The organism is Pseudomonas sp. B1-22, assembly GCF_050474425.1.
GTDB lineage: Bacteria > Pseudomonadota > Gammaproteobacteria > Pseudomonadales > Pseudomonadaceae > Pseudomonas.
Window position 1 is genome coordinate 258,892 of the sequence record NZ_JBCHVH010000006.1, and the last position, 15,618, is coordinate 274,509.

The 15,618-nt window shown below is 67.4% G+C and carries 10 protein-coding genes and 1 pseudogene; 3 read left to right on the top strand and 8 right to left on the bottom strand.

The annotated features are described in order from the left end of the window. A complete protein-coding gene (locus tag ACQ5BL_RS23190; RefSeq protein ID WP_430293281.1) occupies nt 1-1,383 on the top strand; it encodes a UDP-glucose dehydrogenase family protein in 1,383 nt (460 codons plus the stop codon). A 242-nt stretch (nt 1,384-1,625) separates the two neighbouring features. Here ACQ5BL_RS23190 and ACQ5BL_RS23195 read toward each other — a convergent pair whose 3' ends face one another. Genes ACQ5BL_RS23195 through ptsP form a run of 3 tightly spaced genes read right to left on the bottom strand, consistent with a single transcriptional unit; the run spans nt 1,626 to nt 7,219 of the window. Beyond that, nucleotides 1,626-3,371 (bottom strand): PTS fructose-like transporter subunit IIB, encoded by a 1,746-nt coding sequence (locus ACQ5BL_RS23195; protein ID WP_430293282.1) that lies wholly within the window; start codon nt 3,369-3,371, stop codon nt 1,626-1,628. Between the two features lie 36 nt (nt 3,372-3,407). Beyond that, on the bottom strand, nt 3,408-4,343 hold the full coding sequence (gene pfkB / locus ACQ5BL_RS23200) for a 1-phosphofructokinase (protein WP_430293283.1): 936 nt from the start codon (nt 4,341-4,343) through the stop codon (nt 3,408-3,410). After that, nucleotides 4,343-7,219 (bottom strand): phosphoenolpyruvate--protein phosphotransferase, encoded by a 2,877-nt coding sequence (gene ptsP, locus ACQ5BL_RS23205; protein ID WP_430293284.1) that lies wholly within the window; start codon nt 7,217-7,219, stop codon nt 4,343-4,345. Before ptsP ends, pfkB begins: the two co-directional genes overlap by 1 nt. A 213-nt stretch (nt 7,220-7,432) precedes the next feature. Here ptsP and cra point away from each other — a divergent pair, with 213 nt between their 5' ends. Both cra and ACQ5BL_RS23215 read left to right on the top strand, forming a co-directional pair. After that, on the top strand, nt 7,433-8,425 hold the full coding sequence (gene cra, locus ACQ5BL_RS23210; RefSeq protein ID WP_207884137.1) for a catabolite repressor/activator: 993 nt from the start codon (nt 7,433-7,435) through the stop codon (nt 8,423-8,425). A gap of 4 nt (nt 8,426-8,429) precedes the next feature. Continuing rightward, nucleotides 8,430-9,209, top strand: a complete 780-nt coding sequence (locus ACQ5BL_RS23215) for a TatD family hydrolase (protein WP_430293285.1) — start codon at nt 8,430-8,432, stop codon at nt 9,207-9,209. Nucleotides 9,210-9,513: 304 nt separating this feature from the next. Here the strand turns inward: ACQ5BL_RS23215 and ACQ5BL_RS23220 are convergent, their stop codons facing one another. The 5 genes and pseudogenes from ACQ5BL_RS23220 to ACQ5BL_RS23240 form a co-directional block, all read right to left on the bottom strand. Further along, nucleotides 9,514-10,227 (bottom strand): methyl-accepting chemotaxis protein, encoded by a 714-nt coding sequence (locus ACQ5BL_RS23220; RefSeq protein WP_430293305.1) that lies wholly within the window; start codon nt 10,225-10,227, stop codon nt 9,514-9,516. 144 nt (nt 10,228-10,371) lie between these two features. Continuing rightward, nucleotides 10,372-11,850: pseudogene (locus tag ACQ5BL_RS23225) on the bottom strand (HAMP domain-containing protein); the annotation flags it as partial. Next, a complete protein-coding gene (ampE, locus tag ACQ5BL_RS23230; protein ID WP_430293286.1) occupies nt 11,774-12,610 on the bottom strand; it encodes a regulatory signaling modulator protein AmpE in 837 nt (278 codons plus the stop codon). The pseudogene ACQ5BL_RS23225 and the gene ampE, both read right to left, overlap by 77 nt. Further along, complete coding sequence (gene ampD, locus ACQ5BL_RS23235) at nt 12,607-13,170, bottom strand: 1,6-anhydro-N-acetylmuramyl-L-alanine amidase AmpD (RefSeq protein ID WP_207883492.1); 564 nt, start codon at nt 13,168-13,170, stop codon at nt 12,607-12,609. Before ampD ends, ampE begins: the two co-directional genes overlap by 4 nt. 63 nt (nt 13,171-13,233) lie before the next feature. Further along, a complete protein-coding gene (locus ACQ5BL_RS23240) occupies nt 13,234-15,525 on the bottom strand; it encodes a DUF1631 domain-containing protein (protein WP_430293287.1) in 2,292 nt (763 codons plus the stop codon). Nucleotides 15,526-15,618 lie beyond the last annotated feature (93 nt).

The following is a 15,618-nucleotide window of genomic DNA, read 5'->3' on the forward strand; positions in this document are numbered from 1 at the left end:
ATGAAAATCAGCGTATTCGGTATCGGCTATGTGGGGCTCGTCCAGGCCGCCGTCATGGCGGAAGTCGGCCATGACGTCCTGTGCATGGACATCGACAAGGACAAGATCGCCAAGCTCAAGCGCGGGCAGATCAGCATCTTCGAGCCCGGTCTTGCCGAGCTGGTGAAGGACAACCTGGAAGCCGGTCGCCTGCACTTCACCGATGACGTTGCCGATGCCACCGCCCACGGCCGGGTACAGTTCATCGCCGTGGGCACGCCGCCCAGCGCCGATGGCTCGGCCGACCTGAGTGCCGTGTTCGCCGTGGCCGAGAGCATCGCCCGCCACCGCCACCAGCCGGTGATCATCGTCGAGAAGTCCACGGTTCCGGTGGGCACCGGCGACCGCATCAAGGCACATCTGCAGAAGGTTCTGAACGAGCTGGGGCGCACGCTGGAGTTCGATATCGTCTCCAACCCCGAGTTCCTCAAGGAAGGCTCGGCACTGGCCGACTGCCGCAAGCCCGACCGCATCGTCATCGGCTGCGAACGCCCGGAAGTGATGGAGGTGATGCGCGAGATCTACGAGCCGTTCAACCGCAATCATGACCGCATCATCAACATGAACCTGCGCAGCGCCGAGCTGACCAAGTACGCCGCCAACTGCATGCTGGCGACCAAGATCAGCTTCATCAACCAGATCGCCGAACTGGCCGAGCACATGGGCGCCGACATCGAATCGGTACGCCAGGGCATGGGCGCCGATCCGCGCATCGGCTACCACTTCATCTACCCCGGCTGCGGCTATGGCGGTTCGTGCTTCCCCAAGGACGTGCAAGCCCTGATCCAGAGCGCCAAGGAAGCGGACTGCTCCAACGACCTGCTGCGCGCCGTGGAAGCGGTGAACGCCAGGCAGAAGAACAAGCTGTTCCAGCGCATCCACCGCTACTACGACGGCCAACTGGCCGGACGCACCTTCGCGCTCTGGGGGCTGTCGTTCAAGCCCAACACCGACGACATGCGCGATGCACCCAGCCGCGCGCTGATGGAGGCGCTCTGGGAAGCCGGTGCGCAGGTACGTGCCTTCGACCCGGAGGCCATGCCCGAAGCGCAACGCCTGTACGGCCACGATGAGCGCCTGACGCTGATGGGCACTCCGGAGGCCACTCTCGGCGGCGCCGATGCGCTGGTGATCTGCACCGAGTGGCAGCAGTTCAAGGCCCCGGATTTCGACGTGCTGGCCAGCCGCCTGAAAGCCCCGGTGATCTTCGACGGCCGCAACCTGTTCGATCCGGAGCGCATGGCACGCCATGGTTTCGAATACTTCCCGATGGGCCGCGGCGACTCGCACCGCCTGCCGGTGCCGGCACCGGTGCAGCAACACGCGGAGCTTCGCCAGGCCTGAGGCGCCGCCGCTGTTGGCTTTCGTAGGAGCGGACTCCGTCCGCGATCAGCTCCGCTGCGGGGCAAATCGCGGACGGAGTCCGCTCCTACGGGTTGGCCCCCGCGCAATGGCCATGCCCGTAGGGCGTATAACGTTCGACGTTATACGCCGTTTGACCTTGGCCCCAAGGCGCTCCGGGTCCAGCCTTGTCGCCAACGCCGAAACACGGTGCATCGGCGTATAACCGCGAACGGTTATACGCCCTACCGGGCCGGCTCGCCCATCACCATCATCGGCGCCGCCTCCGAGCGCTTGAGCACGGCATAGAGCACACCGGTCACCACGCTGCCCACGGCAATCGCCAGCAGGTACAGCAGCGCATGGTTCATCGCGTTGGGGATCAGCAGCACGAACAGACCGCCGTGGGGCGCCAGCAACTTGCAGCCGAACAGCATCGACAGCGCCCCGGTCAGCCCGCCGCCGACGATGCTCGCCGGGATCACCCGCAGCGGGTCCTTGGCGGCGAAGGGAATCGCGCCCTCGGAGATGAAGCACAGCCCCAGCACCAACGCCGCCTTGCCCGCCTCGCGCTCGCTCTGGGCGAACTTGCGCCGTGCCAGCAGCGTGGCGATGCCCATGCCGATCGGCGGAACCATGCCGCCGGCCATCACCGCCGCCATCGGCGCATAGCTCTGCGAGGCTAGCAGGCCGACGGAAAACGCGTAGGCGGCCTTGTTGATCGGCCCGCCAAGGTCTACACACATCATCCCGCCCAGCAACAGCCCGAGCAGGACGGCGTTGGTGGTGCCCATGCCGGCGAGGAAGTCGGTCAGCGAGCGCATCATCGCCGCCACGGGCGAGCCCACCACGTAGATCATCACCAGCCCGGTGAACAGACTGGCAAGCAGCGGAATGATCAGGATCGGCTTAAGCGCCGCGACGCTGGCCGGCAACGGAATCCACTGCGCAATGGCGCGCGCCGAATAACCTGCCAGAAAACCCGCGACGATGCCACCGAGGAACCCCGCACCCAGGGTGCTCGCCAGCAGGCCGCCGATCATCCCGGGCGCCAGCCCCGGACGGTCGGCGATGGACCAGGCGATGTAGCCGGCCAGCATCGGCACCATCAGCTTGAACGCCGCCTCGCCGCCGATCTGCATCAGCGCGGCAGCCAGCGTGCCGGGCTGCTTGAACGCCTCGATGCCGAAGACGAAGGACAGCGCGATCAGCAGGCCGCCGGCCACCACCATCGGCAGCATGAAGGACACGCCGGTGAGCAGGTGCTTGTACACCCCATGTGCCTCCTTCTTGCCCGGCGCCGCGCCGCTGCCGGCCGTTGCAGCAGACTCCTGCGCCGCCTCCTTCAGCGCACGATCAAGGATCGCCTGAGGCTGCTTGAGCGCGACGCCCGTGCCGCAGCGGAAGATGCGCTTGCCGGCGAAGCGCTCGGTGTTCACTTCGATATCCGTCGCCAGCAGCACCACCTCGGCGGCGGCGATGTCCTCGGCGGAGAGCGGATTGCGCGCGCCGACCGAGCCCTGGGTTTCCACCTTCAACTCGTAGCCCATCTGCTGCGCCGCCTGCTGCAACGCCTCGGCGGCCATGAAGGTATGCGCCACGCCGGTGGGGCAGGCGGTGATCGCCACCAGCTTCGCGGTGCGCGAGGGTTCGGCGGCGGCCGCCGGTTGCTCGTCGCCCTGCCACACCGCCGCATCCTGCGCAGCGCGCTGGAGGAAGGTGGCGGGATCGGCCAGCGCTTCAGCCGGGCGCGCCTGCAGCAGGCGCTTGCCGATGAAGCGCGAGAGGTCCAGCGGCTGTGCGCTGACCACCAGCACCCAGTCGGCCGCCGCAATCTGCGCCTCGGAAAGCTGGCGTTCGGGGTGCTGCGGGTCGCGTTGCTCGACGCACACCGACCAGCCCAGGCGCTCGGCCGCCGCGCGCAGCAGGCGCGCGCTGAGCACACTGGTGATCTGACCGTTCGGGCAGGCAGTAATGAGGGCAAGGTTCATCGTCATAACCTCTTGTTGTTCTGGATGCGGCGCGCGTCAGGCCAGGGCCTGGACCTGCACGCCGTCTTCGATGCGGCTCAGGCGCGGCGCATCGCCGATGCCGAACTCGAACTGGGTGACCGCCAGCGCCGCCACCGCGGTGGCATGGCGCAACACGCGCTCAGCCGGCCAGCCGGCGAGCAGGCCATGGAGCATGCCGGCGAGCAGCGAGTCACCCGCCCCCACCGTGCTCGCCACCTCAACCTTGGGCGGAACCGCCCGCCAGTTGCCCAGCGGGCCGAACCAGCGCACTCCGTCCGCGCCTTGCGAAAGCACCACATGCGCAATACCCCGAGCCCGCAGCGCCTCGGCCTGTTCGGCCAGCGCCGCCGGCGTATCGAGGGCTTGTCCACAGGCTTCGGCCAGCTCGGCATCGTTGGGCTTGATCAGCCAGGGCGCCGCGTCGAGCCCGGTGCGCAGGGCCGCGCCACTGCTGTCGAACGCCACCTTCAGCCCCAGTTGCCCGAGCCGCAGGAGCAACGCGCGCAACCATTCGGGATCGACGCCACGCGGCAAGCTGCCGGCGACCACCACCAGTTCGTGCTCGCTGGCGATGCGGCCGATGCGATCGAGCAAGGCATCCTGCTCGCGGGTGCTGACGTCCGGGCCGGGACCATTGATATCGGTAATACGTCCGCCGCCTTCGGCCAGCTTGATATTGCTGCGGGTTTCCCCCGGCACGCGGACGAAGGCATCGACGAATCCACGGCGCTGGAACAGCGCATCGAACGGCGACGCATTGTCCGCCCCGAGGAAGCCGGTCACGCTCAGGGAGTGCCCGAGATCGGCCAGCACCTGGGCGACGTTCAGCCCCTTGCCCGCCGCCTGGCTGAGCACCGATTCGCTGCGGTTGACCTCGCCGACGTCGAGCCGGGGCAGACGCACCGTCAGGTCCAGCGCGGGATTGAGGGTTACGGTGAGAATGCGGGCCATCAGTTCACCTCCGGCAGGGCCTGGGCGACGCGCTCGCGCACCTCGGCAGCGGAACCCAGCGCCAGCGCGGCCTGTGCCAGTTCGCGGGCCATCGGCAGATCGAGCTCGCGCACCCGCGCCTTGACCAGCGGGATGCTGCGCGCCGAGACGCTCAGCTCGTCCACGCCCAGCCCCACCAGCAGCGGCACCGCCTGCGCATCCGCCGCCAGCTCGCCGCACACGCCCACCCACTTGCCGTGGGCATGGGCGGCGCGCACGGTCATGTCGATCAGTTGCAGCACCGCCGGATGCAGACCGTCCGCCTGCACCGACAGGGTCGGATGACCGCGGTCGATGGCCAGGGTGTACTGGGTCAGGTCGTTGGTGCCGACGCTGAAGAAGTCCACTTCACGGGCCAGCACCGGGGCGAGCAATGCCGCCGACGGTACCTCGATCATGATCCCCAGTTGCAGGTCATGTTCGCCGCCCAGTTCCTCGCAGAGCTGCCGGGTCAGGTCGCGGGCCTGCCGCCACTCCTCCACCTGCCCGACCATCGGGAACATGATGCGCAGCGGCCGCCCGGCGGCGGCCTGCAGCAGGGCACGCAGCTGGGTCTGGAAGATCTGCGGGCGTTGCAGGGTCAGGCGCACGCCGCGCACGCCGAGGTAGGGGTTCTCCTCCTTCGGGATCGGCCAGTACGGCAGCGGCTTGTCGCCGCCCACGTCGAGCGTGCGCGCCACCAGCGGGCGTCCGCCCAGGGCATCGAGCACGCGGCGGTACTCGGCTTCCTGGGTCGCCTCGTCCGGCGCCTGGGGGTTGTCCATGAACACGAATTCGGTGCGCAGCAGGCCGACGCCTTCCGCGCCTTGCTCGACCGCCGCTGCGGCGCCGGAGGTGTCGCCGAGGTTGGCGCAGACCTCCACCGCATGGCCATCGCGGGTGATCGCCGGTTCATGGCGATGCGCCTCGGCGCGTTCGGCGCGGCGACGGCGCTGGTCGCGCTGGCGCTCGGCCTCAGCCAGGCTCTCGGCGCTGGGCGAGACCCGCAGCTCGCCATGGTCGCCATCGAGCAACAGGATAGTCCCCGGCTCCAGCGCCAGCACCGCCGCGCCGGCGCCCACCAGTGCGGGTATGCCCAGTGCGCGGGCGATGATCGCGCTGTGCGAGGTCGCCCCACCGCGCGCGGTGAGAATTCCGGCCACCCGCTCGCGATCCAGCCGCGCCACGTCGGAGGGGCCGACCTCGTCCATCACCAGGATGTAGGGCTGCTCCGGCGCCGCGGCAGTCTGTGCGCCGCACAGGCGCGCCAGCACCCGCCGGCCCACGTCGCGCAGGTCGGCCGCGCGCTCGGCCAACAAGGCGTCGCGCAGTGCTTCCTGCTCGCTGGCAACGCGCTCGATCACCTGGCTCCAGGCGGATTCCGCGCTGGCGCCTTCGGCCAGGCGCGACTGCACCTCGTCGGCCAGCTCCGGGTCCTCCAGCAGCGCTTGATGAGTGACGAAGATGTCGCGGATCGCCTTGACCTGGGTGCGCTGCACCAACGCCTCGATCTCGGCGGAAATCGCTGCGCTCGCCTCCCCCAGACGCTGCCGTTCGATCTCGACGGACTCGCCGCGCTCGGCGAACTGGAAGTGGCGTTCGACCTGCAGATAAGCAGGCCCACTGGCGATACCGGGGGACGCGGCGATGGCCTGCAGGCGGCTGCCGGCTTCCGGCGCGCTGCAGGTTTCCACCTCGACGGTCTCGACGACCGGCTCCGGCGCTTCCGGCAGCGGCTCGACTTCCTCGCCCAGCCCCTGCTCCACCGCCAGGCGCACGCTTTCCAGTGCGCGCTCGGCGATGTCCGGCTCGGCGAAGAATTCCAGCACCTGCCCACGCCGCGCCCCCAGGCTGAGCAGCTTGCTCAGGCTGCGGATCGACACCGGCGCGCTGTCCGCCTCGGCGATGCGCACGCGAATCTCGCCCTCGAACTCCCGCGCCAGCAGCATCAGCACCTGCGAGGGGCGGGCGTGCAGGCCGTGGGGATTGGCCAGCGCAACACGCACGCTCGGCCAGTCCACCGGCAACTCTCCGCCCAGCGCCTCCAGCACGGATCGGCTGCTCGTGGCGCACGCCAGCTCGCTGGCGCGGCCGTCCACCAGCAGGTCGCACAGGCGCTCGAACATGGTCCGGTGCGCGTCACCCTGGCTGGCCAGGCAGAACAGCCCGCGTACCGGCAGGCCGGCATGGCTCAGCTCGCGCTGCGGCGTGACGAAGGCCAGGCCCGGCCGCGACACGCGCTCGGCGCTGTGCAGCCACCAGAGCCCGTTGCCCAGCGGCAGCGGCTCATTGCCTTGCAGCGCGGCGGCAAAGCCGGACTCGACACAACCGGCCTTTTTCAGCCGGCGCGCGCCCAGTACGGTGAGTTCGTCGAAGTCCTCGGCGACGACGCCCAGGCCGACCAGCCCGCTATCCAGCAGCAATGCCTGCGGCGCGCCGCGCAGCAAGTGCAGCAGCGCGTCGGGACTCTCGGCCAGGCGCAGCGCCTCGCCCATCTCGCCATCACCCAGGGCGCGGGTCAGCAGTTGCAGCAGGCGCAGGTGCTCGTCGGACTTGGCGGCAATGGCGATGGCCAGGTGCACCACCTGCCCGTCGCCCCAGGCGACCCCGTCGGGGAAATGCATCAGGCGCACGCCGGTGCGCTGCACCAGGTGGCGGGTGTCCGGCGTGCCATGGGGTATCGCGATGCCCTGGCCGAGGTAGGTGGAGCCCTGCGCTTCGCGGGCCTGCAAGCCGGCGAGGTAACCGGCGGCAACCAGTCCGTCGTCCTCCAGGGCCGCACCGAGCAGCGCCAGGGCGGCCTGCTTGTCGGCGGCGCGCTGGTCCATGCGAACCTGCTGCGCGTTCAGTTCGAGCATCGCGATCTCCTCGCCGGCGTTCTGGCGCGCCGGCGCTTGGGGCGGTATTCCGCTTGTATGGTGAACAGCTTAGAACCTGTGGTTTTCTCGGCCGTCGAGACGGCGTTCAGGCAATGGCCACAGACAATGCTGAATCGTTTCACCTATTGAGACTGGAACGTTACTCGATAATGCGTGATCCTTGAAGCCCCCAATTGTCGGCAATCCATCGTGCTGAAACTCAGTGATATCGCCCGCCTGGCCGGTGTTTCGGTCACCACCGCCAGCTATGTGATCAACGGCAAGGCCGTGCAGCGCCGGATCAGCGCCGCCACGGTGGAGCGCGTGCGCGCGGTGATCGAGGAGCACGGCTACCACCCGGACCAGCAGGCCGCCAGCCTGCGCCGCGGCCAGACCCGCACCCTCGGCTTCATCCTCCCGGACCTGGAGAACCCCAGCTACGCCAAGCTCGCCAAGTTGCTCGAACAGGGCGCCCGGGCCCGTGGCTATCAGCTGTTGATCGCCAGCTCCGACGACGAGCCCGACACCGAGCGCCAGGTGCTCAACCTGTTCCGCGCGCGGCGTTGCGACGCGCTGATCGTCGCCAGCTGCCTGCCGGGTAACGACGACAGCCTGGCCCGCCTCCAGGCCATCGGCGTGCCGGTGATCGCGGTGGATCGCCAGCTCGATCCGCAGCGCTTCTGCTCGGTGGTCAGCGATGACCGCGAAGCCTGCCAGCGCCTCACCGACAGCCTGCTCGAGCCCGCGCCGCGGAGCATTGCCTTGCTCGGTGCGCGCTCGGAGCTGATCATCAGTCAGGAACGCGCGGCGGGCTTCCGCAGTGCGTTGCGCGACTTCAAGGGCCAGGTCCGGGTTGAGCACGGCGAGACTTTCAGCCGCGACTGCGGTCGCCGTCTGATGGAAGAATTGCTGGCGAGCCAGGGCCGTTTGCCCGACGCGCTGATCACCACCTCTTACGTGCTGCTCGAAGGCGTGTTCGACGTGCTCCAGGCGCTGCCCGACGGCTGGCCGGCGGGACTGCGCATCGCCACCTTCGGCGATACCCAGTTGCTCGACTTCGTGCCACTAAAGGTCAACGCGATCTCCCAGCAGCACGCACTGATTGCCGAGCGAGCGCTGGACCTGGCGCTGAGTGCGATCGAACAGAACAGCTATACCCCCGGCGTTCATCCCGTCGCGCGCACGCTGAAACTGCGCACGGAGTAAGCCCATGCAACTGATCGACACCCACAACCATCTCGACTGCCCGGACTTCGCCGACGACCGTCAGGCGGTGCTGCGGCGCAGCCGCGAACGCGGGGTGATCCGTCAGGTGTTGCTGGGGGTGTTCCGCGAAAACTGGGAGGACGTCTGGGCGCTGGTCGAGCGGGAACCCGACCTGTATGCCGCCCTCGGCCTGCACCCGATCTACCTGGCGCGCCATCGCCCCGAGCATTTGAAGGCGCTGCGCGACTGGCTGGAACGCCTGGCAGGTCATCCGAAGCTCTGCGCGGTGGGCGAGATCGGCCTGGATTACTACCTGGAGGATCTCGACCGCGACGGCCAGCAGGCGATCTTCGAAGACCAGCTGTGCACCGCCATCGACTTCGAACTGCCGGTGCTGCTGCACGTGCGCCGCTCCCATGCTGCGGTGATCGCCACCCTCAAGCGCTTCAAACCCAAACGCCAGGGCATCATCCACGCCTTCGCCGGCAGCCGTGAAGAGGCCCGCGAGTACCTCAAGCTCGGTTTCCGCCTGGGCCTGGGCGGCGCGCCGACCTGGCCGCAGGCCAACCGCCTGCGCAAGGTGGTGCCGGAGATTCCGCTGGAATCCATCGTGCTGGAAACCGACTCGCCGGACATGGCGCCGGCCATGTATCCCTATGTGCGCAACAGCCCCGAGCACTTGCCGGAGATCTGCGCAGCACTGGCGGAACTCAAGGGCGTTAGCCCGGAGGAACTGGCCAGCGCCAGCACGCGCAATGCGATGGAGTTGTTCGGCTGGACCTGAGCTGCTGCTCTTGTAGGAGCGCCCCATGGGCGCGATCGCGGGCATGGCCCGCTCCTACGGGAAACTCGGGATTGAACGGGTAACAGCGAAGTTGCACGATCCGCTCTGGTGCTCTTCATAGGAGCGAGCTTGCTCGCGAACGGATTTAGCGGGTAACGCCGAGGCTGGGCGCTTCGCGAGCAAGCTCGCTCCTACAGGATCAAAAGCCGCTCGACTGAAATCCTGAATTCACCGACAACCCGGTATCCGCGAGATGGGGAAGCGTCCTTGCGCTCACGCGGATACCGGGCTGCTGATGAACCCGTTACACCCGGAACGCGCCGATCAGGCGCTTGAGCTCGACCACCTGCCCGGTCAGCTCGCGGCTGGCACGCTCGGTCTCGCTGGCGCCCTCGGCGGTGCGCTCGCCGGCCTGGTTGATCTGCACGATGTTCTGGTCGATGTCGTGGGCGACCGCCGTCTGCTGTTCGGCGGCGGCGGCGATCTGCTGGTTCTGGTCGACAATGGCGCCCACCGCCTGGAGGATGTTCTCCAGCGCCAGCTGCACCTGCTCCGACTGGCTCACGGTGCCGTCGGCGGTGTGGTGGCTGCTGCCCATCGCCTTCACCGCCGCGCCAACGCCGTTCTGCAGGCGATCGATCATCTGCTCGATTTCCTCGGTGGACTGCTGGGTGCGCTTGGCCAGCGTCCGCACTTCGTCGGCCACCACGGCGAAGCCGCGCCCCTGTTCGCCGGCCCGCGCCGCCTCGATGGCAGCGTTGAGCGCGAGCAGGTTGGTCTGTTCGGCAATGCCCTTGATCACATCCAGCACGCGGCTGATGGAAGCGCTGTCGGCCGCCAGCTGGTTGATCACCGCCACCGACTCGTCGATCTCGCCGGCCAGGCGCTGGATGCTGCCCACCTGCGACTCCACCAGGGCCCTACCACTGGCGGTTTCCTGGTTGACGTTGTGTGCGCTGCCCACCGCCACGGCAGCGCTGCGCGCTACCTCCTGGGCAGTGGCAGCCATCTGGTTCATCGCCGTGGCGACCTGCTCGATCTGATTGCGCTGGCCGGTCACCGCCTGGTTGCTCTCGGCGGACACCGACTCCACGCGCACGGTCTGCCGCTCGACCTCGGCGACGGTGCGGCCGACCTGCTCGATGAGGTCGTGAATCTTCCCCACCGTCTGGTTGAACGCCTGCCCGAGTTCGCCGAGCTCGTCCCGGCTCTGGGCACGGAAGGTGACCGTCATGTCGCCGGAGGCGACGCGCTCCATCATCTGCCCCAGGCTCTTGAGGGTGGTACGGGTGGAGACGTAGAAGCCGCTGTACAGGTAGCCGATGGCGAGGAACACCACCAGCAGGGCCGCCACCAGCAACACCATCTGCTGCTGCTTGCTGGCCAGGCGCTCCTGCAGGGTACCACCGACGAAGGCCAGTACCTGGTCGTCGAGGCGATAGGTCTTGTCCATCGCCTGGCTGACCTGGTCGTAGAAGTCGGTCCAGGGGGTGTCGAAGGTATCGGCCATCACCACCTTGTCCTCGAAGAACCTGCCCTGGCTCTTCAGGGTTTCCCGGCTGGCGTCGGCGTCGGCGGCCAGCGCGGCCTGCGCGGCGGAACTGCCCCCGAGGGCATCCTGCAGCTTCAGGCCGTACTCGGCATGGAGCTTCTCCAGTTCCTGCTGCAGGTCGTTGAAGCGGTCACTGGAGGACGAGTTGAGGAACCCCTGGCCCAGCGCGCTGGAGCCGAGGGTGCGCCCCTGGCTGAGCGTTTCGGTGATGTGAGGGGTAACGGCGGTGAGCAGCTCGGCAAGCTGGCGGACATCGCGGGCATCGTCCTGGCTCAGCCCGCCCTGGGACACCAGCAGCTTGTTGAATACGAGGACCTGATTGAGCAGGCGTGCCGCCAGCGCCGCCTTGCTCTGCAGCGAACCTTCGCTCTCGATCCCCTTGAGGGAGCTGAGCAGCTCATCGCGCTTGGCGTTGAACTCGGCCACCTGCTCGGCGCCCTGGATAACCGGCCGGAGCGCATCGATCTGCGCCCGCAGATCCTTGTTCAAGCGGGCGATGCGCCCTTCGATGCCGGCGCCCTTGCTGGAGGACTGGCCAAGAATGCCGTTGATGTGCAGCAGGTCGTTGTAGGCTTCGGCGTTGCGACGGATCTGCTGGCCATCGCCGATCAGTTGCAGGCTTTGAAGCTCGGCGCGGGTGCTGACGAACTGCCGGTAGGAGTCACGCACCAGATAGAAATTGGTGATCAGCATCGGCAGGAAAAACAGCACGCTGATCAGGCTGAACTTCATGCCGAAGCTCAGGCGGTTCATCAGCGCGATGGCCGGATAGAGCACAGTCCTCACAAAGACGTCTCCTGTTCCCGTTATTGTTATGTCGCTTGTCGGGGATGGCAGGTGCGCCCAGGACGGGCACACGCCGCACGCGCGCTCGCCGGAACGGCTTGTGATGGGCATCACAGACCGGATCGGCGCGCACAGGCTTCTGTGTACCTGATATCGGCGGGGAGTTCTGTAACTTAAGGTTAAAACGCCATCACCGGACCGACGGCAGTCGGTCCGGTTCAAGGCCTTAAAGCAGAAGGGTCCAGATCGCGAAAACGGCGTACCAGAGCACCGCCGAGCGGACCAGCAGCTGCCAGAGCGCATCCAGGCTGGCGACGCCCCTGGCGCCCAATCCGCCCTCGTTGAAATCCTCGGCCACGTAACCGGCCTGCGCCAGCAAGCGGGCGGCGGGCACGTCCCAGGCCAGCAGGTCATGCAGCAGGCTGCGGCTGACAGCAACGAAATTGCCCACCAGGGCGAAACTCAGCACCAGTGCCCGCGACGGCAGCCAATCGAACGCATGGCGCAGCTGGACGGCGCGCTCGCGCAACTCCGCCTGCCGGCCCTGCTCCGCCGCGATGGCCAGCAGACGGTAGGTCAGCGCTGCCACCGGGCCCAGCAGGGCGTACCAGAAGATCACCGCGAAGAACGCCTGATAGGCCTGCCACACCAGCGTGCCCTGCACCTGCGCCAGCAGCTCGTCGTCATTGTCGGCCTGCACGCCGAGGTCGCGCTCGGCAACGTGGTAGGCGCCCTGGGCATCCTCGCGGCGCCAGGCATCACGGAACGGGCCGATGGCCCGCAGGATGTCACCGCGCCCCAGGCTCCAGACCACCACCAGCAGGTGCACCGGCAGCGCCAGCAGGCCATAGGCGAAGGGCTCCAGCAGCGTCAGCAGCAGGGCGAGCAACAGCAGCGGCGGCAATACCGCGACGAGCAGGCCGAGCCAGGGTTTGGCCACCAGCGAGGGCACGCCACCCACGGTATCCAGCCAGCCCAGCCACAGGCTGTCGCGCTGCAACCGCGCTCGCCAGGCGGAGAGTTTCTCCACCGCCAGGACCAGCAACAGCACCAGGAAACTCATATCGACTCCTTCGTTCCGATGGCGGCGAAATAGCGCGCCCAATCAAACGCCTCGCCCGGATCGGTCTTGCGCTCGGGGGCGATATCGCAGTGCCCCTGGATGCGCGCCGGGGTGATGGCCGGATAGCAGGCCATCAGTTGCCGGGTCAGCTCCGCCAATACCTCGTACTGACGATCGCTATACGGATCGCAGTCGGTCCCTTCCAGTTCGATGCCGATGGAAAAATCGTTGCAGTTCTCGCGCCCGTCGAAGCGCGAAACGCCGGCATGCCAAGCCCTGTCGTTACACGACACGAACTGGAACAGCGAACCGTCGCGCTCGATGAGGAAGTGCGCGGAAACGGTCATGGCGGCGATGCTGGCGAAATACGGATGCTCATCGGCGTCGAGACGGTTCTGGAAGAACGCCTGAACCTTGCAGGTGCCGAACTGGCCGGGCGGCAGGCTGATGTTGTGGATCACCAGCAACGACACCACCTCGCCGTCGGGGCGGGCGTTGAAGTTCGGCGAGGGGCAATGCTGGGCGCCTTGGCACCAGCCGGTAAGGGGGTCGAGCTGCATGGGGGCTCCTTGGCAGAACCCCACTCTAAAGCAGCGGCACGGGGAAATGAACTCGTGACGAGGTCAGGCGTTCTTCAGGCGCCGCAGATTGCCGATCACCGACTCCAGGGCACGGTCGAACAGCAACGCGTCGTCCAGCAGGCGCACGGCGTTGCGACGGAACTCCAGGGCCAGGCCCATGCGCGTCTTCTCCAGCACCTTCATGCCGGTACGGTTGACGAAGATGTAGCGGCAGCTCGGACGGATCACCGCCGCCAGCTTGCAACGCAGCTTGTGCTCCTCGTCTTCCTGGATTTCCACCCAACTGCCGACCCGCAGATCGTCGACCCGGCGCAGCGCCTCGTCGCCCTCGGCGAGCGTTTCTTCGGGCTCCACCGCCCGGACTTCATCGGGACTGGCGAGCACGATTTCCGCCACCACGGCCACCATCGCCGGCTGCAGCGTGGCCGCGACGACCTCCGCCGATGCATCCAGTGGCTCGTCGAGCAGCGGCAGGTCGTCATCCAGGGCTGCCGCCTTGCGCTCCTCGGCCTGCTTGTAGCGCTGGAAGGCCTGCACGTGCAGCCCCTCCAGACGGCTGAAGAATTCCCCCGTGGAGAACGGATCGAAGGCCGCGGCGGCCAGCCCCTCGCGCAGCGACTTGAGCAGCTGTGGGACCATCTCCAGCAGGCGCAGGCGCGAATCCGGGTCTTCGTGGAGTTCCACGCTCCAGATCAGGTCATCCATGGTCGCCAGGGCGGCCTCCCACTCATGGGAAGCCGTGCCGTGCTTGAGGCAGGTCAGCAGCAGCACCTTACTCCAGGCTTCCTGCAGCAGGCGCACCACCACTTCCGGCAGCGTGCGGCCCAGCAGGCGCTCATTGAGCACCTGCTCCACGTCCTGGCGCGCCAGCTCGGCGCGGGCGCGGCCTTCCTCGGCATCGCGGGTGCGCTGTTCGAGCAGGTCGCTGCGGCGGCGTTCGTCGCCGGTGAAGGCGATGAACTCGTCGAGCAACTCGGAGAAGATCGCGGGATCGTCGACGAAGTCGTTCAGCAGGCGCATCACCACCTGCTCGATCTTCTGGTACAGGTAGTCGCGCTGGCCGTCGGTCTGCTCGCCCCAGCCCAGGGCCGCCGAGGCGATCTCGTTGAGCAGGCGGCGCGCCGGGTGGCTGCCACGGCTGAAAAAGGTCTTGTCGAGCACCGCGACCTTGAGCATCGGAATCTGCATGCGACCGATCAGGGCCTTCAGCGAGTCCGGCAGGGTGCGGTCATCGAGGATGAATTCGAAGAGCATGGAGACGAGGTTGATGACATCCTCGTCGACCTGGCCGACCACGCGGGAACGGCCGCTCTTGGAGCTGACACGGCTCAGCAGGTGGTCCAGGTGCTGGCGTACATTGATCTCATCGATGGTCTGCGCCGGCAGGTGCGACTGCAGGTGCGAGAGCAGGCGCATCAGGTCGTTGCTGGTGATCGGCAGCGCGTCGGAGGGCACTGCGCGGGCCGGTGTGGCCGCACTGCCACGCACCTGCGAGAGCAGATCCTGCAGGGCAGCGAAAGCTGCCTGGGAGTCGCTGTCCAGGTACTGCGTACCCGTCTGCTCCACCGCACCGGCCGCCGGGGCCGCCGCGCTTCCCTGGCTGGGAGCGGTCCGCTGCGGCGGACGGCGCAGCGGCACATTCTTCAGTTCCGGCAGCACGCCGAGGGCGATCAACGTCTGGTTGGCCTCGGCATACAGGTGCTCGGCCTCGGCCAGCACGTATTTGTCGAACAGCTTGAGGATGATCAGCTTGACCTTGATCTCGACGCCCAGCCCCTGGCACGGCTCGAGGAACGCCTCGCACAACAGGCGCGGCCCCAGGGGGTTGGTCTTGTCCTCGACCTTCTTGCTGACCAGCTTGTTGAAACGGGTCGTGAGGTGCCCAAGGGCGACGCCGTCCCGGCTCATCACCTTGGCGACCATGGCATCCAGCGCCACGGCCTCTTCCAGCTCATCGTTCTGAACCAGGGAAAGATTGTCGTAGGAGACCGACTCCAGCGGCGACGGCTTGCCGATCTCGTACTGGCCGAGACTGGCGAATTGCTCGAAGACCTTCTGCAGGAAGCCGCGTTCGATGCTCTTGCGCTTGAGGCGCAGGTCGCGCATGGCCTCGAAATAGGCACTCTGCTCGGCGTTGTTGGAGGCCCGATCCGCCATCTCGAACAGGGTGTCGTCGGCGTTATCGAACAACGACTGCATGGCCTGACGCAGCTGGACGGCGACCTTGTCGCGCACACTGACCAGCGCCGCCGGCAAACGCGCGGCGAACGAATTCGGCGACTGTTCGGAAGTTGCCGTCTTGTTCAGCGGCACTACATTCGCGTCCTTCTGCATCACATGTCTCCTGCCGTCAGCCCTGGCCGGGCTGGCTGGCGGTAACAACAGTCATCGAAGCGTCATCCATAACGTCAAATTCGTGGCGTCAAA